Origin of the sequence: Rahnella inusitata (genome assembly GCF_965118895.1) — a bacterium.
GTDB classification, from domain to species: domain Bacteria; phylum Pseudomonadota; class Gammaproteobacteria; order Enterobacterales; family Enterobacteriaceae; genus Rahnella; species Rahnella inusitata_A.
This window is the reverse complement of sequence record NZ_CBCPJJ010000010.1, coordinates 1-21767: the sequence shown is the minus strand read 5'-3', so window position 1 is coordinate 21767 and position 21767 is coordinate 1. Positions and strand designations below refer to the sequence as shown.

Sequence of the window (21767 nt, the reverse complement as noted above, 5' to 3'; positions counted from 1 at the left end):
ATACGACGGCGCTGACTTGATCGCAATCAAAGGGACTCATCACGCGCGTGAATACCCTGAGGCTAACGTGAGCAATGTAATTGAATTCCCCGACATTCACATAACGACAAAGCGCCACAGGCCTTTGCACAGGAGATTCCCGGATGAGCAAGTTTCTTGACCGGTTTCGCTATTTCAAACAGCTAGCTGAACCCTTCGCTGATGGCCACGGCCAGACGCTGAATACCAACCGTGACTGGGAAGACGGCTACCGTAGCCGCTGGCAGCACGATAAAGTGGTCCGTTCCACGCACGGTGTGAACTGCACCGGTTCATGCAGCTGGAAGATTTACGTCAAAAACGGTCTGGTCACCTGGGAAACCCAGCAGACTGACTATCCGCGCACCCGTCCGGATCTGCCAAACCATGAACCACGCGGCTGCCCGCGTGGTGCCAGCTACTCCTGGTATCTCTACAGCGCCAACCGTCTGAAATATCCGCTGATGCGCAAAAAGCTCATCCAGCTGTGGCGCGAAGCCAAACTGACCTACAGCGATCCGGTCGATGCCTGGGGTTCAATCGTCAGTCAGCCAGAAAAAGCCAAAGAATATAAAGCCGCACGCGGACGTGGCGGTTTTGTACGTTCCAGCTGGCAGGAAGTGAACGAGCTTATCGCGGCATCCAACGTTTATACCGCCAAAACCTTCGGCCCGGATCGCATTATCGGCTTCTCGCCAATACCTGCGATGTCGATGGTGTCTTATGCCTCCGGCGCGCGCTATCTGTCGCTGATCGGCGGCGTGTGTCTGAGCTTCTATGACTGGTATTGCGATTTGCCACCGGCCTCTCCGCAGACCTGGGGCGAGCAGACTGACGTACCTGAATCTGCTGACTGGTACAACTCTTCTTATATTATCGCCTGGGGTTCCAACGTTCCGCAGACCCGTACCCCGGACGCCCACTTCTTCACTGAAGTACGTTACAAAGGCACCAAAACAGTAGCGATCACCCCGGACTATGCAGAAATCGCCAAGATTTGCGATCAGTGGCTGGCACCGAAACAGGGTACTGACAGCGCGCTGGCGCTGGCCATGGGCCATGTGATCCTTAAAAACTTCCATATCGACAATCCAAGCCAGTACTTCACTGACTACGTGCGTCGTTATACCGACATGCCGATGCTGGTCATGCTAGAACCGCGCGAAGATGGCTCCTACGCCGCAGGCCGTATGCTGCGCGCGTCCGATCTGGTGGATAACCTGGGTCAGGAAAATAATCCGCAGTGGAAAACCATCGCCTTTGATGAAAACACCGGTGAACTGGTGTCGCCGTTAGGTTCGATCGGTTACCGCTGGGGCGAGAAAGGTCAGTGGAATCTCGAATCCCGCGAAGGCAAAGAGCACAAAGAGGTCAGCCTGCAGCTGAGCCTGCTGGGTAATCACGATGATGTAGTGAACGTCGGGTATCCGTATTTCGGTGGCGCGGTCAGCGAGCATTTTAACAGCGTGGCACTGGAAGAAATTCTGATGCACAAACTGCCGGTGAAACGCCTGCAGCTGGCTGACGGCAGCACCGGTCTGGTGGCGAGCGTTTACGATCTGACGCTGGCGAACTACGGGATTGAACGCGGCCTGAACGATGAAAACTGCGCGCAACGCTTTGACGAAATCAAAGCCTACACGCCAGCCTGGGCTGAGAAAATCACCGGCGTATCGCAGCAAAATATCGAGCGCATTGCTCACGAGTTTGCCGATAACGCCAACAAAACCCACGGTCGTTCGATGATCATCGTGGGTGCCGGGATGAACCACTGGTATCACCTCGACATGAACTACCGTGGCCTGATCAACATGCTGGTGTTCTGCGGCTGCGTCGGTCAGAGCGGCGGCGGCTGGGCCCACTACGTCGGTCAGGAAAAATTGCGTCCGCAAACCGGCTGGCAACCTCTGGCTTTCGGTCTCGACTGGCAGCGTCCGCCGCGTCAGATGAACAGCACCTCGTTCTTCTATAACCATTCCAGTCAGTGGCGTTACGAAACCGTCGCGCCGCAGGAACTGCTGTCGCCGCTGGCGGATAAATCCCAATTCACTGGCAGCATGATCGACTACAACGTCCGCGCCGAGCGCATGGGCTGGTTGCCATCTGCGCCGCAGCTTAACGTCAACCCGCTGCATATCGCAGAGCAGGCGAAAGCCGCCGGGCAATCTCCGGCTGATTTCACCGTCGCGGCACTCAAAGATGGCAGCGTGCGTTTCGCCGCCGAACAACCGGATAATCCGCAGAACTTCCCGCGCAACCTGTTCGTCTGGCGCTCCAATCTGCTGGGCTCGTCCGGTAAAGGCCACGAATACATGCTCAAATATCTGCTGGGTACCGAACACGGTATTCAGGGAGAAGATTTGGGCGTGCAGGGCGGCGTGATGCCGGAGGAAGTCGAATGGCAGGCGCAGGGCGGCGAAGGCAAACTGGATCTGGTGGTAACACTTGATTTCCGTATGTCCAGCACCTGTCTCTATTCCGACATCGTTCTGCCGACTGCAACCTGGTACGAAAAAGACGACATGAATACGTCGGATATGCATCCGTTTATTCATCCGCTGTCCGCCGCCGTTGACCCGGCGTGGGATTCCAAAAGCGACTGGGAAATCTACAAGGGTATCGCCAAAGAGTTCTCCCGCGTCTGCGTCGGTCATCTCGGCGTGGAAACTGACCTTGTCACGCTGCCAATCCAGCACGATTCCGCTGCCGAACTGGCGCAACCATTTGGTGTGGAAGACTGGAAAAAAGGCGAGTGTGATCTGATCCCTGGCCGTACCGCACCGCATCTGATGGTTGTCGAACGCGATTATCCGAACACCTACGAGCGCTTCACCTCCGTAGGACCGTTGCTCGAAAAACTGGGTAACGGTGGTAAAGGGATCAACTGGAACACTGACAGCGAAGTCGATCTGCTCAAAAAGCTGAACTACACCAAGCTGGAAGGCGCTGCCATCGGGCGACCTTGTATTGAAACGGCGATTGATGCTGCCGAAGTGATTCTGACGCTGGCACCGGAAACCAACGGTCAGGTCGCTGTTAAAGCCTGGGCAGCGCTGAGCGCTAACACGGGCCGCGACCACACACATCTGGCACTGAATAAAGAAGACGAGAAAATTCGCTTCCGCGATATTCAGGCTCAGCCGCGTAAAATTATCTCCAGCCCGACCTGGTCAGGTCTGGAAGATGAGCATGTTTCCTACAACGCCTGTTACACCAATGTTCATGAGCTAATCCCATGGCGCACACTGTCTGGCCGTCAGCAGCTGTATCAGGACCATGCGTGGATGCGTGCCTTCGGCGAAAGCCTGCTGGTTTACCGTCCGCCAATCGACACCCGAGCCGCGCAGCCACTGCTGAACGCCAAACCAAACGGTAACCCGGAAATGGCGCTGAACTTCCTGACGCCACACCAGAAATGGGGCATTCACTCCACTTACAGCGACAACCTGCTGATGCTGACCTTAGGTCGCGGCGGTCCGATTGTCTGGCTGAGTGAAGACGATGCGACAAAACTGGGCATCGAAGACAATGACTGGATCGAAGCCTTCAACGCCAACGGTTCGCTGAGTGCCCGTGCGGTCGTCAGCCAGCGCGTACCGGCGGGGATGACCATGATGTACCACGCGCAGGAACGCATTGTGAACATTCCGGGTTCTGAAATCACCCAACAGCGCGGCGGTATTCATAACTCCGTGACCCGCGTGTGCCCGAAACCGACCCATATGATCGGCGGCTACGCGCAGCTGTCTTACGGCTTCAACTACTACGGCACCGTCGGCTCAAACCGCGACGAGTTCGTGATTGTGCGCAAAATGAACCGCATCGACTGGTTAGATGATGAAGGCAACGACTTCGTGCAGGCCGCAGTCCTCCCTGACGAAGCACAGGAGAAAGCCAAATGAAAATTCGCTCACAAGTCGGCATGGTGCTGAATCTCGACAAATGCATTGGCTGCCACACCTGTTCTGTGACCTGTAAAAACGTCTGGACCAGCCGCGAAGGGATGGAGTACGCGTGGTTCAACAACGTCGAAACTAAACCGGGTCTGGGTTATCCGCACGACTGGGAAAACCAGGATAAATGGAAGGGCGGCTGGATCCGTAAAATCAACGGCAAGCTGCAGCCGCGTATGGGTAACAAAGCCAATCTGCTGCACAAAATCTTCGCCAACCCGCATATGCCGGAAATCGATGATTACTACGAGCCGTTTGATTTTGACTATCAGCATCTGCATACCGCCAAAGACGGTAAACATCAGCCTGTGGCACGACCTCGCTCGCTGCTGACCGGCAAACGCATGAAGAAAATTGTCGGCGGCCCGAACTGGGAAGACGATCTGGGTACTGAGTTCAGCAAGCGCTCCGCCGATCAGAACTTCGCCAACATGCAAAAAGAGATGTACGGCGAGTTCGAAAACACCTTCATGGCGTATCTGCCGCGTCTGTGTGAACACTGCCTGAATCCGGCATGCGTGGCGACTTGTCCAAGCGGCGCAATCTATAAACGCGGCGAAGACGGCATTGTGCTGATCGATCAGGATAAATGCCGCGGATGGCGCATGTGCCTGACCGGGTGTCCGTACAAAAAAATCTATTTCAACTGGAAAAGCGGCAAATCAGAAAAATGTATTTTCTGCTATCCGCGCATCGAAGCCGGTCAGCCAACGGTCTGTTCCGAAACCTGCGTCGGCCGTATCCGCTACCTCGGCGTGGTGCTGTATGACGCCGACCGTATCGCTGAAGCCGCTTCTGTCGAAAATGACAAAGATCTGTATGAAAGCCAGATGAGCATCTTCCTCGATCCGAACGATCCGGACGTTATCGCGCAGGCTGAAATTGACGGCATTCCGCTGTCAGTGATGGACGCCGCCCGTCAGTCACCGGTTTATAAAATGGCGATTGAATGGAAACTGGCGCTGCCGCTGCATCCGGAATACCGCACGCTGCCGATGGTCTGGTACGTACCGCCGCTGTCTCCAATTCAGTCCGCGGCCGACGCGGGCGCATTGCCGCACAGCGGCGTGCTGCCGGACGTCGAAAGCCTGCGTATTCCGGTGGAATATCTGGCGAACCTGCTGACCGCAGGCGACACCGCACCGGTGCTGCGCGCGCTGAAACGGATGCTGGCCATGCGCCACTTCAAACGTGCCGAAACGGTCGATGGCGTTGTGGATACCAGCGCGCTGGAGCAGGTCGGATTGTCACAGGCACAGGCGCAGGAAATGTACCGTTATCTGGCGATTGCTAACTACGAAGACCGTTTCGTGGTGCCTTCCAGCCACCGCGAACAGGCTCGCGAAGCCTTCCCGGAAGCCAAAGGCTGTGGTTTCAGCTTCGGCGACGGTTGCCACGGCAGCGACACTAAATTCAACCTGTTTAACAGCAAACGCATTGATGCCATCGACATCGGCGCGAAAACCGAAAGGAAAGGCTAATGAACAGCTTACGACTCATCGGATTACTGCTGGATTACCCGTCTGAAGACCTTTGGGAGCACCAGATCGAGTTGCTCGAAGCGGTAACCCAATCTTCGGAACTGAACGCCGGACAGCGCCTTGATCTGGCGCTGTACATTACGGCGTTCTGCCAGAAAGATCTGCTGGATGCCCAGTCAGCGTACACCGCGATGTTCGATCGCGGCCGTGCCACCTCGCTGCTGCTGTTTGAACATGTTCACGGCGAATCCCGCGACCGCGGACAGGCGATGGTGGATTTGATGGAACAGTACCGCGAAGCCGGTCTGGAAATCGACAGCCGCGAGCTGCCGGATTACCTGCCGCTTTATCTGGAGTATCTGACCACCCGTGACGAGCAGCAGGCGCGCGAAGGCCTGCGTGACATCGCGCCGATCCTTGCGCTGCTCAGTGCCCGTTTACAGGAGCGCGACAGCCATTACGCCGAATTGTTTGATTTGCTGCTCGCGTTGTCTGGAAGTGACATTGTCACTGAATCAGTGCGTGAAGGCATCAAACAGGAAGCACGCGATGACACGCCCGCCGCGCTGGATGCGGTGTGGGAAGAGGAACAAATCAAGTTCCTCGGCGAACAAAGTTGTGCGAGTGGTGAAGAAGCTGCGCGCCAGAAACACTTCGCCGGTGCGGTTGCGCCACAGTATTTGAACCTTGACGACACACCTGCGGGGGAACCACGCAAATGACTGACTTCCTCAACAACTTTTTCTTCAATATTTATCCGTACCTGTGCGGCACGGTCTTTCTGGTCGGCAGCTGGCTGCGTTATGACTACGGCCAGTACAGCTGGCGCGCCGGTTCCAGCCAGATCCTCGAGAAAAAGATCCTGCGCATCGCATCACCGCTGTTCCACGTCGGTATTCTCGGCATTATTGCCGGTCACGCTTTCGGGATGCTGACCCCGCACTGGATGTACGAATCCTTCCTGCCGGTACCGGTTAAGCAGCAAATGGCGATGTGGGCGGGCGGCGCGTGCGGCGTGATGACGCTGATTGGCGGTGGTTTACTGCTGTGGCGTCGTCTGAGCAACGAACGTGTGCGTTCGACCTCAAGCTTCGGTGACATCATGATTATCGCGCTGCTGGTCATCCAGTGCGCGCTGGGGCTCGGCACCATTCCGTTCTCCGCGCAGCATATGGACGGCAGCGAAATGATGAAACTGGTTGGCTGGGCGCAGTCTGTTGTTACCTTCCACGGCGGTGCAGCCGAACATCTCGATGGCGTGGCGTTTATTTTCCGCGTCCATCTCGTTCTGGGCATGACATTATTCCTGCTGTTCCCGTTCTGCCGCTTAGTGCATATCTGGAGCGCACCGGTAGAATATCTCACCCGCCGCTATCAGCTGGTGCGTAATCGTCGCTGATTGACATCGCTGATTGTGATCTGTCTGTTTTGACATAAAAAAGAAGGGCGCTATGATGCGCCCTTATCTTTATTTTATTGCTCAAGGACGCACTGATGGCCACTCCAAGACAACCAATGACCGTAGCCCGTCGTTTATTACGCAACAGCATGATTTTGCTGGTAATCGGCGTCGTTGCCACACTCCATGGCCTGATCGTCGGCAGCCCTGACACGCCGGCGGGCGAAATGGCACCGCAGCTGTTGCTGGGTATCTGGTTTATATTTATGGGTGCGGTAATGGGGCTGATCAGCTGGCTGGTCATCCGCAACAAAAAGAAGAAAGGCCTGCTCTGAGCCTGAAAACGCACAATGAAAACGCTCTCCGGAGCGTTTTTTTATGCCCGGCGTGCGGGAAACCTGCGTTGGGTCAACGTCCGTCGTCCAGTATTCACGCAATTTATCCTCTGTTATAAAGATATCTGCTAATAAAAATCCTATTCCACTTTTGCCAGGAAAATGACATGACCAGAACGGTATACCTCAACGGGGAGTTTGTTGCCGAGCAGGATGCGAAGGTGTCGGTATTTGATCGCGGTTTCTTATTTGCGGATGCGGTGTATGAAGTCAGCGCCGTGCTCAATGGTCGCCTGCTGGATAACGCCGCGCATCTGGCGCGCTTATCACGTTCCTGTCAGGCGCTGAACCTGCGACTGCCTTGCGAGTTGGAAGACATCGAAGCGCTGCAAAACCGACTCATCGCCGAGAACAGCCTTCAGGAAGGCGCGATTTACCTGCAAATCAGCCGGGGCAACAGCGGCGATCGCGATTTTGATTTTCCGGGTGAGAGTGTTAAACCGACATTTCTGATGTTTACACAGGCACGACCGCTGATTGATCACCCGAAATCGAAAACCGGCATCCGCATGGTCTCCGTGGAAGATATCCGCTGGCAGCGTCGCGATATCAAAACCGTCGGCCTGCTGGCGCCTTGTCTGGCCAAAGAGTACGCCCACCGCCACGACGCCGATGATGCCTTGTTGGTCGAAAACGGACTTATCACCGAAGCCAGTTCGAGCAATGCCTGGATTGTTGATGCTGAAGGTAGGCTCATCACCCGCCCGCTGAGCACACATATCCTGCATGGGATCACGCGTCAGGCGCTGCTGGCGCTGGCGAAGCAGCACGACATCCGGCTGGAGGAACGTCCGTTCACGCTGGAGGAAGCGATGAATGCGCAGGAAGTGTTTATCAGCTCGGCGACGACGTTTATATGGCCGGTGATTTCTCTGAACGGGAAAGTCATTGGGGGCGGGGTGCCGGGGCCAGTGACGGGAAAATTACGGGAGATCTATGTGGCGGAGGCGAGGCGGGCGACCGCGGGGTAGGTTCAGCTATCGCTACAATTTTAAGGGCAACTTCAACTTCAAGACTAAGACCTTGGGTTGCCACCCAAACTGGCCTTAAGGGGGGCTTATCGCCGCCCCCTTAAGAATCCCGGGCTCTTTAAAACACGTGCCATGCAGACGGGCTATGTTTCAGAAGCCGTAGCTATTACCGCAAAATCTCGCCGCTGCGCGGTGCCCTCCGGTCGGGTTACAACCCGCGCAAAAGCCGCGCGGTTTTCCACCTCTCCCTCTGGCGCGATTTTTGAACGCGGCCACAGCTTTTTAGGTCACAACTTAACCGGCTCAGAAAAGGAAAAGAAAACCACCAACTGAAAACTTAAAAATGGTGAGATAGCGCCTTCCTCCCTCTTTGGCGGTTTCGGCGCGGTGTGTTAAGTGATCACTGCACATGAGAAACCGAAATATTCTCGATCATTACTCAAGCTACCATGCAGCAGCATCTGCAACGAGAAACCGAAAAATTCTCGGTCATTTTTTCAGACCCGAAATTTGCCATTCAAAAACCATTCCTGGTTTAATTTAAATGAGATTATTCCTAGTTAATGTGCTATTAACACTTTGTTTAAGTTCTGTTTTGTCAGGATCCTGGTAGAATTTTATTCTAAAATAATACAAATACCTGACATTAATTGAAACATTCATCCCTCTCGCTGGTTTTTTCGTAATTATTGACCTAATCTTAAAATCTATTTCTAAATCAAAAATTCGAATTCGAGTTGATAAAATATAACGAGGATTTCATCAATGTAAGGAATAAAGAATGGCGTGGAAGAGAAGAGAAAAAGTGGCAATTATGGAGCCTCTTTCGCTGGTCAGTGATGTGATGACCCAGATCTTAAGAGAAGAGGGCGATATAATTATTGAAGGTGCACTTTATAATTTTGTTTCTCTTAAATCTTTGCTCGAATTAAGAAAGCTTGATGTGGTTTTCAGTGAAGTCTATGACGCCAGCACCTCAATAATCGAAGGTCTGGATTTCTTAAGAAAACTTAAAGCGCAATTCCCCGCTATTGATATTATCCTTCACACTGAAATTGAAATTCCAGCCTTGCTCATTCAAAGCAATGCCGATGCTATCTATATGAAACAACTCGATGTTAATGGCTGCCGTGCTTCGGCTGCCCAGATACTGAATGCGGAAAGTATGGTCAGCGTCCTCTTTTACGAGGACAGAAAACTCAATTATAATTTTGACATGCTGAGTGACTATGAATGGGAGGTGCTTATTATGTTTAGCCAGCAGATGAGCATCACCAATATTGCGGATAAAATGAAAACTGATTACCGTCGCATTAGCCGGATGAAACATACTATTATGAATAAGCTGAAAATCACTAATAATGTGGCATTCAGTCAGTTGATGGCGCTGGCAGGGTGTAAATTTAGCGAGTATCCGCCAGTCTCTTTACAATAATACGGCATCAACAATTTCATTTCAGGTACCCCATGAAGCCCGCAAATCCTTTTGGCCGACCTCTGTTTTTCCTGCTGAGCACCTTGCTGCTGGCTGCCGTGACGCTGGGTGGCACGCATCTGGTGGTGGCCACTTATGACCGGGACGATTTGGCATTGTATGCCCGGCACATTATGGCGCGCGGGCTGGAAGTCGCCGATGAATCGCATAATATGGTTAATAATGTCAATGCGATACGTTTCGAATCCTGTAGTGACCGGTTTCTTGATGAGATCCGCTACCTCGCGTTTACCTCAGTGTTTATCTCAGATATCGGCTATACGAAAGACCGTCAGCTAAAATGTACCGCTATGCGCGGACGATTGCCGGAGCCGGTAACCCTGTCAATTCCCGATGCGGTTACCCGTTATGGCCAGCGCATCTGGACGTCGTTTAGCGGCATGGTTGATCCGCGCATTACTGCCGACATGATGGAATCTAAGAACGTCCTGCTGTTTCCTACACCCGCTGCATTTCGCGATATCTATGTACCCTATGACGGGTTTGGCGCAGTGTTGATAAACCACCAGCGCGATCATGTGTTCAGGCTGTTTGGGGAAACCGCGGGTCTGGATAAAGAAGTGAGCGGGTCGGGGCGTTTATCCTGGTGGCATCAGGCCAGTTTCTCTGAATGCAGCAAAAAATATGATATCTGCGTAATGGCCAGAAATACTCAGATTGGACTTTTCTCGCTGTCTGCCACTGCCGTCGTATTTATTACGCTTACCGTGCTACTGGCCGGCGCTATTTTCACCTTTGCCATTCTGCAATATCTTATAAATAACCGTTCCTTACAGAATAAACTTAAAACGGCCATCAGCTGTGATGATATCTATATCAACTATCAGCCATTTGTGGAAATTAAAACGGGTAAGGTAATAGGCTACGAAGCCTTAGCCCGCTGGAAAGATATTAATGGCGATAATATTCCGCCAGACGTGTTCATCAGACTTGCGGAATCTACTAATCAGATCAAAGGATTAACCCGTTCCGTCGTCGCCCGTACGTTGCGGGAAATGTCACCGCTGCTGCGCGAAAATAAATCACTCTTCGTGAGTATTAATATCACCACCGCCGATGTAACGGATTCAGAATTCAAAGTCTTTCTGGAAGAAGAGATCGACAAAGGCGGATTTGATCGCAGGCAGATTGTATTAGAGATAACCGAGCGTTCAACGGCGGATCATCGGCTTCTTAAAGATGCGCTGGTGCGACTCAGAGAGTACGGCTATCGCATCGCGCTGGATGATTTCGGTACCGGGTATTCTAATTTGGATTATCTGAGCAAGCTCTCTTTCGACATTATCAAGATCGATAAGATATTCACTGATGCGATTGGTATCGAATCCGTAAGCTTTCGCATGCTAAAAATGATGCTGGATATGCTCGCGCAGACCGGATCGAAGATCATTGTCGAAGGTATAGAAGAGCAGCATCAGGCGGATTTCCTAATGGCGCATTATCCGATGATTATCGCGCAGGGCTGGCTATATGGCAGGCCGGTGGATATCGCTAAAATCCTCTCCTGAGATAAACAAACAGGGGCGAATTCGCCCCTTTGACACTTACTCACCCAGCGCCAGCTGATTTTTCTTCATTCCTTCAATCTTCATCAGCATGTGATACAGCGGCGAGATGCGATGAAAATCTTTGCTTAAAATCCCCACCAGCTCGCCCGAGAACAGCGGATCCATATCCATATGGGCACTGATCAGCGCAAAAGACTTCTTGTTGTACCAGGCCGCCAGCGCCGGATCCTGCTCTTTCACCAGAGGGCGTTTATAGCTGTCACCTTCAATGGTGAAATTCGGTTCGATACATTTCGCCATCTGCAAAAATTCCTCCGGCTTATGCAACAGCTGCTGGCGAAACAAATCCATTGTGGTCCTTGATGCGCTGTAATAGCCCAGCCCGTAACGCCACCAGTCCTGCCCGAACTCGAAGAAATAGGTCGGCGCATCGGTCCAGTTCTTACGCGAACGCTTGAACGTCAGCCAGAGGTTACAGCGGTAAATCGACTTGTCTTTCGAAAAGCGCGTATCCCGGTGCATTCTGGATATCGTTTTACCAATCGCCGGGCGCACTTCAAACAGGTCATCAATCACCACCATATCCTGGCTGAGATCCTCTACCAGCTTGCGCATCGGCTCCAGCAGATGCTGCTGATAGATATCCCGGTGCTCTTCAAACCACTCTTTGTCGTTGTTCTGCCGCAGCTCTTGCAAAAAGGTCAGTCCAGCCTGTGTAAAACCTGTAAATGCTCCCATGTTAATCCTTTGTCCTCTGTCGTCATGCCATGAACTGTGTATTTAAACAGTATCGCTGAAGGCGGAAAGGAGATCAAAGGGGGATTTAGCTTTCAGAGTTGGAAAATGAAACTATGCAAAAACGGTAGATTACGATGAAAGCAGATTTTTGTTCTATATCAATATTTACAGAGTCATGACGCTAATATCACCCTTGAAACGTTTTATCGTTTAACTATTAAAATACTTTGAATAAATAATCCGCAGAATGTTTATTAGCTAACCGGATATAGACATAAATGTCAGAATTGGTCTTTGCATGTTTAATTAAGCTGAGAATATTCCTAGTTAAGAAAGTGTAAGTTTTAAATATGTTTTCAGGATGTTAATGGTAATTGCAGATTATTTCTCTGAGATAAAAGCGGTTTTACATCAATTCCTTTATAAAACGGGTGAAATCCACCTTGTTTTTAGAATAAATCACTAATTATAGTGATTTATGCAGATGTGTTTGCTGAATGTTGTCGTGACTTTATGATTATCACCTCTGGCAAGCAGTTCAAAGTGGGTTGCGTCAGAAGGAAATTAATCTAATGGAGAAACAACGCATGAATAAGAAAATTTTGGTGGCTTGTGGTTTGCTGGTAGCGGGTTATTCAATGACGGCTTCTGCTGTATCTGATAACACCATTTCATTTCAGGGTGAAGTAGCGGATCAGACTTGTGAAGTGTCGGTAAACAGCGATTCTGCTCCGGTTGTTTTATTACCTACTGCAGCGGTAAGCTCTTTAACTACAGCTGGTAATGTTGCCGGAACCACTTCTTTTGAAATTGCGCTTTCTGGTTGTGCAGCTGCTGACACGGCTACAACAATTAACACCGTTTTCTCAGGAAATCTGGTGGATACAGCTAATAAAGGCACACTGAAAAATACTGGCACAGCAACCAACGTCAATCTGCAATTACTGGATACAGCTAATGAAGAGATTGATTTAAGTTCCACCTGGACCAGCACTAAGAATGAACTTGGTTTAGCTGTTGGGGATGAAAGTGCCAGTGCAACATTCTATGTGCAGTATTATGCAACAGGCGAGGCTACTGCGGGTACGGTAGCAGGTTCTGTTGAGTATGCGGTGAGCTATATGTAAGTCTGAGTACATTTAAAAGATGGCAGGCTATCTGCCATCTTTTATTTAAAAAAACATTAACTATGATGATTAATTAAACCAAAGTGTCAATGACAAGAGCAATGCCAATGTTATTCAAATCTAAAATCAGTAAAAAAATATTTAATGCAATGCTGTTGCTGTCATTTGGCTTTTCTGCAACGACTCATGCCAGCGTGACCATGATAGGCAACAGGATTATTTATCCTTCTGATAATCAATCAGTCAATGTCGAATTTAGTAACAAAGATATTATCCCTTATGCCGTACAAACCTGGCTGGATGATGGAGATATAAACTCAACTGCGCTGACTGCGAAGGCACCTTTTATCGCATCTCCATCACTGTTTAAAATCGCTTCTAACAGCGGGCAAGTATTGAGGATTTCCTTTACGGGTAATAAAAAATTACCACAGGATCGCGAGTCTGTTTTTTATTTTAACTTTCTGCAAATCCCACCCATCAATGCAGGTGGCGAGGGGGCCCAGAATAAAAATAAAATGCTGGTGATGCTTAAAAATCGGGTAAAAGTATTCTACCGACCTGCAGCAATAGCCAGTCGTATTGGAAATCTTCCTGATGAAATAAAACTGATTTCTACAGCGCAGTCAGGCGGAACCTCATTACAGATAAAGAATGATTCACCCTTTTTTGTTTCTATTGCCAGCATAAAGATAAAACAAGGTGATAAGCTTTATACTCAATCTGCTGACATGCTTTCACCATTTTCACAACAAAGTGTGACGTTCAAAAAACTCCAATTACAGAAAAATGATACGGCAATCATTGATTATATTAACGATCAGGGAGCAAGAGTGAGCCATGAGTATGAAATCAATCCATAATAAAAAATTACCGTCCTCACTTTCATTATTAACGGTAGGTATTTTATCCTGCTATCACCCATTCGCGAAAGCTGAAGATTTTTATTTCGACCCCAGTCTGCTGGAAGGTTCCGGAGTTGCTGTGAATCTCGACAAATTAAATGATAAAGTGATCGAGATTGAACCCGGAAATTATCATGTTGATCTTTATGTCAACAATAAGCTGGTGAAGGAAAATGTTGAAATTACATTTAGCAGTGTTAAAAAAGGTGAAGCAGCTCAACCCTGCCTGAAAGCTGATGATATTAAACTTATTCAGCTAAAAGCGGATGTCGTCTCCTTGCTACCGGTTGGAAACCAATGCGTCAGTTTCTCTGCCCTTTCTAAAGGGGCATCCTGGGAGTTTGACCAACCGACTCAACAATTAAAACTACTAATACCTCAGGCCTCATTGTATCGCCAACCACGTGGTTATATTCCGGTTTCACAGTGGGACAGCGGTGGTCTGGGTTTATTTGTTAAGCACAATACCAACTATTATGAAACAAAGAATACCGGAGGATATACTACAAAAAATCTCTGGAGCGGTCTTAATAGTGGCACCAATATTGGCTTATGGCAGCTGAGAAATCAGTCAAATTTCAGTTACAACGAGACGGACGGACGTACACGTCAAAAGTGGACCAGCGTGCGTACAAACGCACAACGGCCATTGCCGTCGATCAATTCGTTAATCACAATTGGTGATAGCTATACCAACAGCAGCCTTTTCGGCAGCCTGTCTTTCAATGGTGTCAAACTCGCCAGCGATACGCGAATGATGCCACAAGGGAAGCGCGGTTATGCGCCTGAAGTACGTGGTGTAGCCAGCACGACGGCGCGCGTGGTGGTCAGCCAATTGGGTAAAACAATTTATGAAACCGTTGTGTCGCCGGGGCCTTTCGTCATTGACGATTTGAACAATACCCGAGGTCAGGGTGATTTACAGGTTGAGGTTATCGAAGCCAACGGACAAACCTCATCTTTCACTGTGCCGTATTCGGCCGTACCGGATTCTATACGTCCGGGCATGTGGAATTATGAAGTTGCACTCGGCAAGGTACGTAATTATTACAATGTCGATAACGAGTTCATGGAAGGTGTAATTCAGCGCGGGATCAGTAACCGTTTTACCGGCAACGCTGGTGTACGTCTGGCAAAAGACTATGAGGCTTATTTGCTAGGCGGTGTTATGGCGACGCCATTAGGTGCTGTCGGGCTTAACACGACCTATTCACATGCCGTGGCTGAAAATAATAAAACCCAGTCAGGGTGGCGTGCCGAGGCCAGTTATAGCAAAACTTTTACAACAGGAACGAACCTGACGCTGGCCGCATACCGTTATTCTACGAAGGGCTTCCGCGATCTGCAGGATGTGCTGGGTGTAAGACGTGCAGCAGAAAATACCACAACTTACTATTCGGATACGTTAAATCAAAAGAATCAGTTCAGTGCCACTATTGCACAAAGTTTTGATACTTATGGCTCATTGTCACTTAATGCCAGTACTTCTGATTATTACAGCAATAACTCCCGCATTACCCAATTGCAGTTGGGGTACAGCAACAGTTATAAAAAGATCAGTTATAACGTCAATGTAGGCAGACAAAGAACCAGTTACACCACTCGAAGTAATTATTACAGTGGTGTAGAGGATACGACAAACCGTCAAAAATATACTGAGAATACTATTTCTGTAGGGTTCTCGATGCCACTGGACTGGACGAATTCACGGTCAAATGTTGCATTTAACGTTTCGAAAAATAAAACGTCAGAATCGGCGACAACCAGTCTTTCCGGAAGTGTTGGTGAAAAAAGTAACTTGTCCTATTCGTTATACAGCGGTGTGGAGAACTATCAGAACAGCGGCAATGAAATGACATGGGGCGGCTCTTTGCAACAGAACACCTCCAAAGGTGCATTCCGCGGTTCTTATTCGCAAGGCACAGGTTATAAACAATTTGGTATGGGAACATCAGGCACCTTGCTTATTCATCCGGGCGGCGTGACCTATGGGCCATACGTCAGCGATACCTTTGCACTCGTAAAAGCCAAAGGTGCCAAAGGGGCAGAGATTAAGAACGGGCAGGGTGCGAAAATAGACAGTTTTGGCTACGCCATTATGCCGTCTTTATCGCCTTATCGTTATAACACCGTGAGTTTAGATCCAAAGGGATTGAACTCTAAAGTAGATATTCAGGGTGGCAGCAAGCAGGTCGTACCTTATTCCGGTGCTATCGTTCAGGTGAATTTCGAAACAATATCAGGCCAGCAAGTGTTGATAAACACTACACTCAGCGATAAACAAATGATTCCGATGGGCGCAGATGTGACAGATAAAGATGGTAAGAGCTTAGGCATGGTTGGGCAAGCGGGGCAGATCTATGCACGTATTAATGATCGTTCCGGGGTGTTATTTGTTTCATGGGGTAAAGGTGATGCGGAACAATGCAAAATTAATTATCTGTTACCTGCAGAAGATGAAAATGAATTTGTTCAGTTAACGTTGCCATGTGAAATTTAATGGTGGATGAAAATAATGTTTGAATTGAAAAATCTTTTGACTTTTCTGATGCTGACTGTACCTATTGCATCCCATGCAAATAGTAATAAGGTGACAAGCACCTCTTTACTGCCCAGTGGAATAATCGCTGCTGGATATTTACAGCATCTCTGGAAGCCATCAGTGGCGAAACAGTATCAGCGGAACCGGTTAATGCACAGTTACAAGTTGTCTTCAGTTTTTCAATGAGGTGTTTAGGTGTTAACTGAAACACAATTAACTTATGAGGATTACAAGCAGTGTTAAAAATATGTAAAATAATAATGGGAGTAGTATTACTTTCTTCACCTTTATTTTCTCAAGCAAACTGTACAAGAGTGACTTCAACAAGTTCCCTAACAACTGAATTAATAAATGAAGGTTACACTGCATCTTCATGGACAGGCGCATGCCATAATGCATGTGGTGGTAATATAGGTTTGCCGCCAATAGTATCTATAAGTTCAAGTAGTTCTTTCACTCCTGCTGGTTCATTATTAGCTAGCTCAACTGCAAATTTTCTCACAGCATCCCAAGCTAAGGCTTATACAGAGAATCAAATTCTTTTTAGATGCGCTTTGGCCGATGCTGGTTCTCTTTCTGAAATCTACACCACTCAGTCATACTCTGCTTATTCAGGTATGTATGAAACTACAGATATTGAAGGTGCCTATCATACATATGTTAACAACGTAGCAATTAGACTTACAAACTTAAAAACAGGGAATTATTTCACTGGGCGTTGGCAGTCTCGGTTATTGACCTCTGATGATTGGGTTCAAGATGATACCTATATATATATTCCCGCCAGTGCTTTTTCTGATGTATATGTTGAGCTACTTAGAACCTCCTCTACTGCAATAACGGGTATTTCAACCAGTCCTTATCTCTATGCGTGGGGCTATAATTCAGGGTTTATCGGTTTTCGGGGGCCAGGTTTGGCAAGTGCGGGAGTTGTGGATGGAGTACTTGAAGGCGGTAATTACTATGGCTGGTATGAAAATTATCCCGGAAGCTTTGGTATGTATGGACATGTAACATTTGTCAGGGGAGCAATGTGCCTTGTCAAAGATTATCCATCGGTTGTTCTATTGCCGACGATTTCCACCGCTTCTCTTAATAATGGAGAAACAAGCCAAAGTACTTTTGACATCAGCTTAAGCTGTGAAGACGCCGCTATATCCAGCGTAAGTAAATCAACCAGTTCATCAGCAAATGTCGCGATGGGTTTTTTGGTTAATCAATCTACAGCGGTCACCGCCGCGACAACACTGGGTCTGACATCAACTAATGGTTTAACTCATTTGCTAGATACTAATTATGGATCATCAGGTGTTGCATCGGGTGTAGGGATTCGTATCTACGATCAGAATGGCAATGTTTTAAACCTGCTTTCAAGTAAAACTATGACGACGGGAAATGATGGCGGCTGGTACGCCTATAAAGATCTGACCACCAGTCAGGATGACTCAACGGACGGTGTCACAACCTACACCGGTAATTTTACAGCCTCTCTGGAGGCCATCAGTGGCGAAACAGTTACGGCGGGGAGCGTCAATGCACAGTTACAAGTGGTGGTCAGTTTTCAATAAAATCACCGTTGCAGCGGGCATTATGCTCTGTTGCACGGCGTTTCATGCCAGCGCGGTGGTTAATGCGGAAAAGACCCGCGTGGTGTTCAACTCGGGCGGTATTGCGGAATCACTGTCATTAGTGAATTCAGAGAAAGAACCGGTCGTGGTCCAGGTCTGGACGGATAACGGTGACCCGACGGTGAACCCGGATAAGGTTCACACGCCGATTGTGATCAATCCGCCAGTGTTCAAAATGAAACCGGCGGAGATCCGCAATATTCGCCTGTTGCTGGTTTCAGCCGGAAGCCTGCCACAGGATCGCGAAAGTCTTTACTGGCTGAATATTTATCAAATTCCGCCAAATACCGAAACGCGGAATAAAGGCGAGAAAAAGGTCGTGCTGCCGTTAAAAATCCGTATGAAAGTGTTCGTCAGGCCTGAGAAGGTGGGTGAACTCAAAGAGAGTGATGTACAGAAATTACAGTTCAGCATCAGGAAGGAGGCAACCGGCAATAAGCTGTTGATCCAAAATCCGACGCCGTGGCATATGACGATTTCATCGTTGAAGTCAGGGGCGACGGAGTTAGCGGGTGTCATGGTGGAACCGCTTTCCAGTTTGCGGCTGGATATCCCTGCGGATAAAAACCTGTCAGGAATGATGGATTATGAGGTGATTAATGATAACGGCACACGCTGGCAGAATAGCCAGCAGATAAATTAAATATCATTTCAACTTTCACTCTCAATAATAAAAATGACCACACCTGTGAGATAAAATGATTAACCGGCCGGTTGCGCCGGTCATCTCTTGTGGCTAGTTTTTGATGGCACGGGCAATAGAATAATTCCCGCCACCGGAATGGGTCACAGGAGAGGCATTTTGAAATCACTGTTTAAGCTTAACCTCACGATATTTATCGTCGTGGTGATAATAAGCGGATGTTCAACGCATAAATATGATCAGACGCTCGATAATCAAATCACAGCCTTTCAGATAAAAGCCGATCAACAGTTTGTGACATGGTATGCGAAGGCTATGGCGGAAGACGTCAAAACTGTCTCGCCGGTCGCAGCCTGCAACGCTGCGCCTGCGATGGCGGGGCAGTCGCTTTCGCTCATTTCCCCACCTTCAGTAACCGACAGTCAGTTTTTTAATTCGGCAGAAACGGATTTATCGCTGATTGAATCCCGCACCAAATTGCTTAATAACAATCCGGCGATAGACCAGCAGATGTTTGGCCTGAGAAATATCTTCTATCAGATTAAATACAAACGGCAGCATTGCTCCGGGCAGGACTCACCGGCGTATATCAGTATTCAGCGAAAACAAGTCTCGGTGATTTTACAGGCAATGCTGACTTATCAGCTGGTATTAAAAAATGGCTCAGGCACTTCGCAAAACTAATCAGGGGTAAATGTGATGAGTGATATTTTTGATTTACGAGACAGCGCCATTAATGCAGCGAAAAACTCTCTGGGCGCGAACTGGAATACGGTTGCCAACGGCGCAGTGCCGCAGATAGAAGCGCTGCTGCAACTGACGTGGGAGATAGAAAAGGGCAAAGGTAGTTTTCGTAGCGGAGAATATGAATCTCTGCTGGCGTCGCAAAAATCCACCTTCGTGGCGGTACTGACCACCTATGAGGCGATAACCGAAGAAATTGCATGGCAGGCACTGAATGCGGCGTTTGGTGTCATTTTAAGCGGAGTCCGCAAGCTTCTTTGAATGATGCACAGGAATCGGTATCCGGCGGGCAGGTCTAAAATTATCTTTATCGATAACCATTTTCATTTAGACTGACGGACTTGCCCGCCTCCGGGCTGTTTCTATGAGGATGCCTGATGCTCCGCCGTTTCTTCTCTTATTACGCTCCCTATAAAAAATTGTTCTTCCTCGATTTTGGCTGCGCCATTCTGGCCGGTTTACTGGAACTGGGCTTCCCGATGGCGATCAAAACCTTCATCGATAAGCTGCTTCCCGCCCATGACTGGGTGCTGATCATCGGTGCGACCGTCGGATTGCTGCTGATTTATGTCATCAATACCTTACTGATGGCGATTGTGAACTACTGGGGGCATGCGCTGGGCGTCGGGATTGAAACCGATATGCGGCGTCAGGCGTTCACTCATTTACAGAAACTGTCTTTCCGCTATTACGACAACACTAAAACCGGTCACATCATTACTCACGTCACTAAAGATCTGGAGGAAGTGGGGGAGATTGCACACCACGGCCCGGAAGATGTGTTTATTGCGGTGATGACGTTTATTGGTGCCTTTATCCTGATGGCCACCGTCCATGTGCAGCTGGCGCTGATGACCATCATTATTGTTCCGGCGATGACCTGGATGGTCAGCCGCTATGGTGCACAGATGACCGACACCTGGCGCCGCCTGTTCGGAATGGTCGGTAATTTCAACGCCCGTATAGAAGAAAGCATCGGCGGTATTCGCGTGGTCAAAGCGTTTGCCAACGAGGAACATGAGCAAAAGCTGTTTGCATCTGATAACGACAACTATCGCGTCACCAAGCTGAAGGCTTACAAAATCATGACCGCCAGCCTGACGCTGAGTTATCTCAGTACCCGACTGGTGCAGATTATCGTGATGATCGCCGGGACCTGGTATGTGATTAATGACCAGCTGACCTACGGCGGATTTGTCGGATTCCTGCTGCTGGTGGAAGTGTTCTTCCGCCCTGTTGCGAAAATCAGCTCGGTGCTGGAAAGTTATCCGAAAGGGATTGCCGGTTTTAAACGCTTTACACAACTGATCGACACCGCGCCGGATATCGTGGATCGTCCGGGCGCGCAGATCGTCAGCCATCTGCAGGGTGACATTCACTATGACAACGTGGTGTTTGGCTACACGCCTGCCGGCAAAATCCTCAACGGGATCACGCTTTCTATTAATGCGGGTGAAACGCTGGCGTTTGTCGGGCCGTCCGGCGCGGGTAAAACCACGTTGTGTTCGCTGCTGCCGCGCTTCTACGAGATCGACAGCGGCAGTATCACCATCGACGGTATTGATATCCGCGATATGACGCAAACCTCGCTGCGCCATAACATCGGGATTGTGCAGCAGGACGTGTTCCTGTTTGGTGGCACCATTCGTGAAAACATTGCTTATGGCAAGCTGGGAGCCAGCGAAGCGGAAATCCGCCTCGCCGCCAGCCGCGCCCGATTAGATGATGTGATCGACGGTTTACCGCTGGGGATGGACACGGTGATTGGCGAGCGGGGCGTGAAACTCTCCGGTGGTCAGAAACAACGGCTGTCGATCGCACGAATCTTTCTGAAGAACCCGCCGATCCTTATCCTCGATGAAGCGACGTCTGCGCTCGATACCGCCACAGAGCAGGCCATCCAGCAATCGCTGGCGGAGCTCTCAGAAGGGCGAACCACGCTGGTGATTGCCCACCGTCTGGCAACTATCCAGAACGCTGACCGCATTGTTGTGGTCGATAAGGAAGGAATTGTCGAGCAGGGTACGCATGAAACCTTGCTCTCTCTTCAGGGCCGATACGCAGAGCTTCACGCCGCGCAGTTCCGTTAAATCCGTGATCCCTCCCCTGCAAATGAACTGAACCCCGAATGTTGGACTTTTTAAACCTTCATTCGGAGTTCATATGAAATACAATTTTCAAATCAAACTTATGGCCGTCAGGCATTACCTTGATGGTCGT

Annotated in this window: 17 protein-coding genes and 1 pseudogene; 17 read left to right on the top strand and 1 reads right to left on the bottom strand. The window is 49.4% G+C overall.

Annotation, left to right across the window (positions count from 1 at the left end; translation table 11 throughout):
* Positions 1-143: 143 nt before the first annotated feature.
* The 8 genes from ACMHLI_RS11270 (at position 144) to ACMHLI_RS11235 (ending at position 11220) form a co-directional block, all read left to right on the top strand.
* Positions 144-3920, top strand: a complete 3777-nt coding sequence (locus ACMHLI_RS11270) for a nitrate reductase subunit alpha (protein ID WP_413529559.1) — start codon at positions 144-146, stop codon at positions 3918-3920.
* On the top strand, positions 3917-5452 hold the full coding sequence (gene narH, locus ACMHLI_RS11265) for a nitrate reductase subunit beta (RefSeq protein ID WP_413529558.1): 1536 nt from the start codon (positions 3917-3919) through the stop codon (positions 5450-5452). The genes ACMHLI_RS11270 and narH overlap by 4 nt, the downstream gene beginning before the upstream one ends.
* On the top strand, positions 5452-6174 hold the full coding sequence (gene narJ / locus ACMHLI_RS11260) for a nitrate reductase molybdenum cofactor assembly chaperone (protein ID WP_413529557.1): 723 nt from the start codon (positions 5452-5454) through the stop codon (positions 6172-6174). The genes narH and narJ overlap by 1 nt, the downstream gene beginning before the upstream one ends.
* A complete protein-coding gene (gene narI / locus ACMHLI_RS11255) occupies positions 6171-6851 on the top strand; it encodes a respiratory nitrate reductase subunit gamma (protein ID WP_413529556.1) in 681 nt (226 codons plus the stop codon). The genes narJ and narI overlap by 4 nt, the downstream gene beginning before the upstream one ends.
* Before the next feature lie 95 nt (positions 6852-6946).
* On the top strand, positions 6947-7186 hold the full coding sequence (locus ACMHLI_RS11250; RefSeq protein ID WP_112168948.1) for a hypothetical protein: 240 nt from the start codon (positions 6947-6949) through the stop codon (positions 7184-7186).
* 167 nt (positions 7187-7353) lie between these two features.
* A complete protein-coding gene (locus ACMHLI_RS11245) occupies positions 7354-8217 on the top strand; it encodes a D-amino-acid transaminase (protein ID WP_413529555.1) in 864 nt (287 codons plus the stop codon).
* 781 nt (positions 8218-8998) lie between these two features.
* Positions 8999-9652: a hypothetical protein gene (locus ACMHLI_RS11240; protein ID WP_413529554.1), complete on the top strand. Its 654-nt coding sequence runs from the start codon at positions 8999-9001 to the stop codon at positions 9650-9652.
* 32 nt (positions 9653-9684) lie between these two features.
* Complete coding sequence (locus ACMHLI_RS11235) at positions 9685-11220, top strand: EAL domain-containing protein (protein ID WP_413529553.1); 1536 nt, start codon at positions 9685-9687, stop codon at positions 11218-11220.
* Positions 11221-11256: 36 nt separating this feature from the next.
* Here the strand turns inward: ACMHLI_RS11235 and ACMHLI_RS11230 are convergent, their stop codons facing one another.
* Positions 11257-11958 carry a DUF2461 domain-containing protein gene (locus ACMHLI_RS11230; protein WP_413529552.1) on the bottom strand — a complete coding sequence of 234 codons (702 nt, stop codon included), beginning with the start codon at positions 11956-11958 and terminating at the stop codon, positions 11257-11259.
* A gap of 572 nt (positions 11959-12530) precedes the next feature.
* Here ACMHLI_RS11230 and ACMHLI_RS11225 point away from each other — a divergent pair.
* From ACMHLI_RS11225 to ACMHLI_RS11185, 9 genes and pseudogenes are all read left to right on the top strand, one after another.
* Positions 12531-13085, top strand: a complete 555-nt coding sequence (locus ACMHLI_RS11225; protein ID WP_413529551.1) for a fimbrial protein — start codon at positions 12531-12533, stop codon at positions 13083-13085.
* Positions 13086-13192: 107 nt separating this feature from the next.
* A complete protein-coding gene (locus ACMHLI_RS11220) occupies positions 13193-13948 on the top strand; it encodes a fimbria/pilus periplasmic chaperone (RefSeq protein WP_413529550.1) in 756 nt (251 codons plus the stop codon).
* Complete coding sequence (locus ACMHLI_RS11215) at positions 13926-16490, top strand: fimbrial outer membrane usher protein (RefSeq protein ID WP_413529549.1); 2565 nt, start codon at positions 13926-13928, stop codon at positions 16488-16490. Before ACMHLI_RS11220 ends, ACMHLI_RS11215 begins: the two co-directional genes overlap by 23 nt.
* A gap of 137 nt (positions 16491-16627) precedes the next feature.
* Positions 16628-16738 (top strand): annotated as a pseudogene (locus ACMHLI_RS11210) (hypothetical protein); the annotation flags it as partial.
* A 54-nt stretch (positions 16739-16792) separates the two neighbouring features.
* Positions 16793-18100 (top strand): fimbrial usher protein StbD, encoded by a 1308-nt coding sequence (stbD, locus tag ACMHLI_RS11205; protein WP_413529548.1) that lies wholly within the window; start codon positions 16793-16795, stop codon positions 18098-18100.
* On the top strand, positions 18066-18803 hold the full coding sequence (locus ACMHLI_RS11200; protein ID WP_413529547.1) for a fimbria/pilus periplasmic chaperone: 738 nt from the start codon (positions 18066-18068) through the stop codon (positions 18801-18803). The genes stbD and ACMHLI_RS11200 overlap by 35 nt, the downstream gene beginning before the upstream one ends.
* Before the next feature lie 159 nt (positions 18804-18962).
* Positions 18963-19487, top strand: coding sequence for a hypothetical protein (locus tag ACMHLI_RS11195; protein WP_413529546.1), 525 nt, complete (start codon positions 18963-18965; stop codon positions 19485-19487).
* A gap of 15 nt (positions 19488-19502) precedes the next feature.
* Entirely contained in the window at positions 19503-19808 is a 306-nt protein-coding gene (locus ACMHLI_RS11190; protein ID WP_413529545.1) for a hypothetical protein, read from the top strand.
* A gap of 116 nt (positions 19809-19924) precedes the next feature.
* Complete coding sequence (locus tag ACMHLI_RS11185) at positions 19925-21637, top strand: ABC transporter ATP-binding protein (protein ID WP_413529544.1); 1713 nt, start codon at positions 19925-19927, stop codon at positions 21635-21637.
* Positions 21638-21767: the final 130 nt, after the last annotated feature.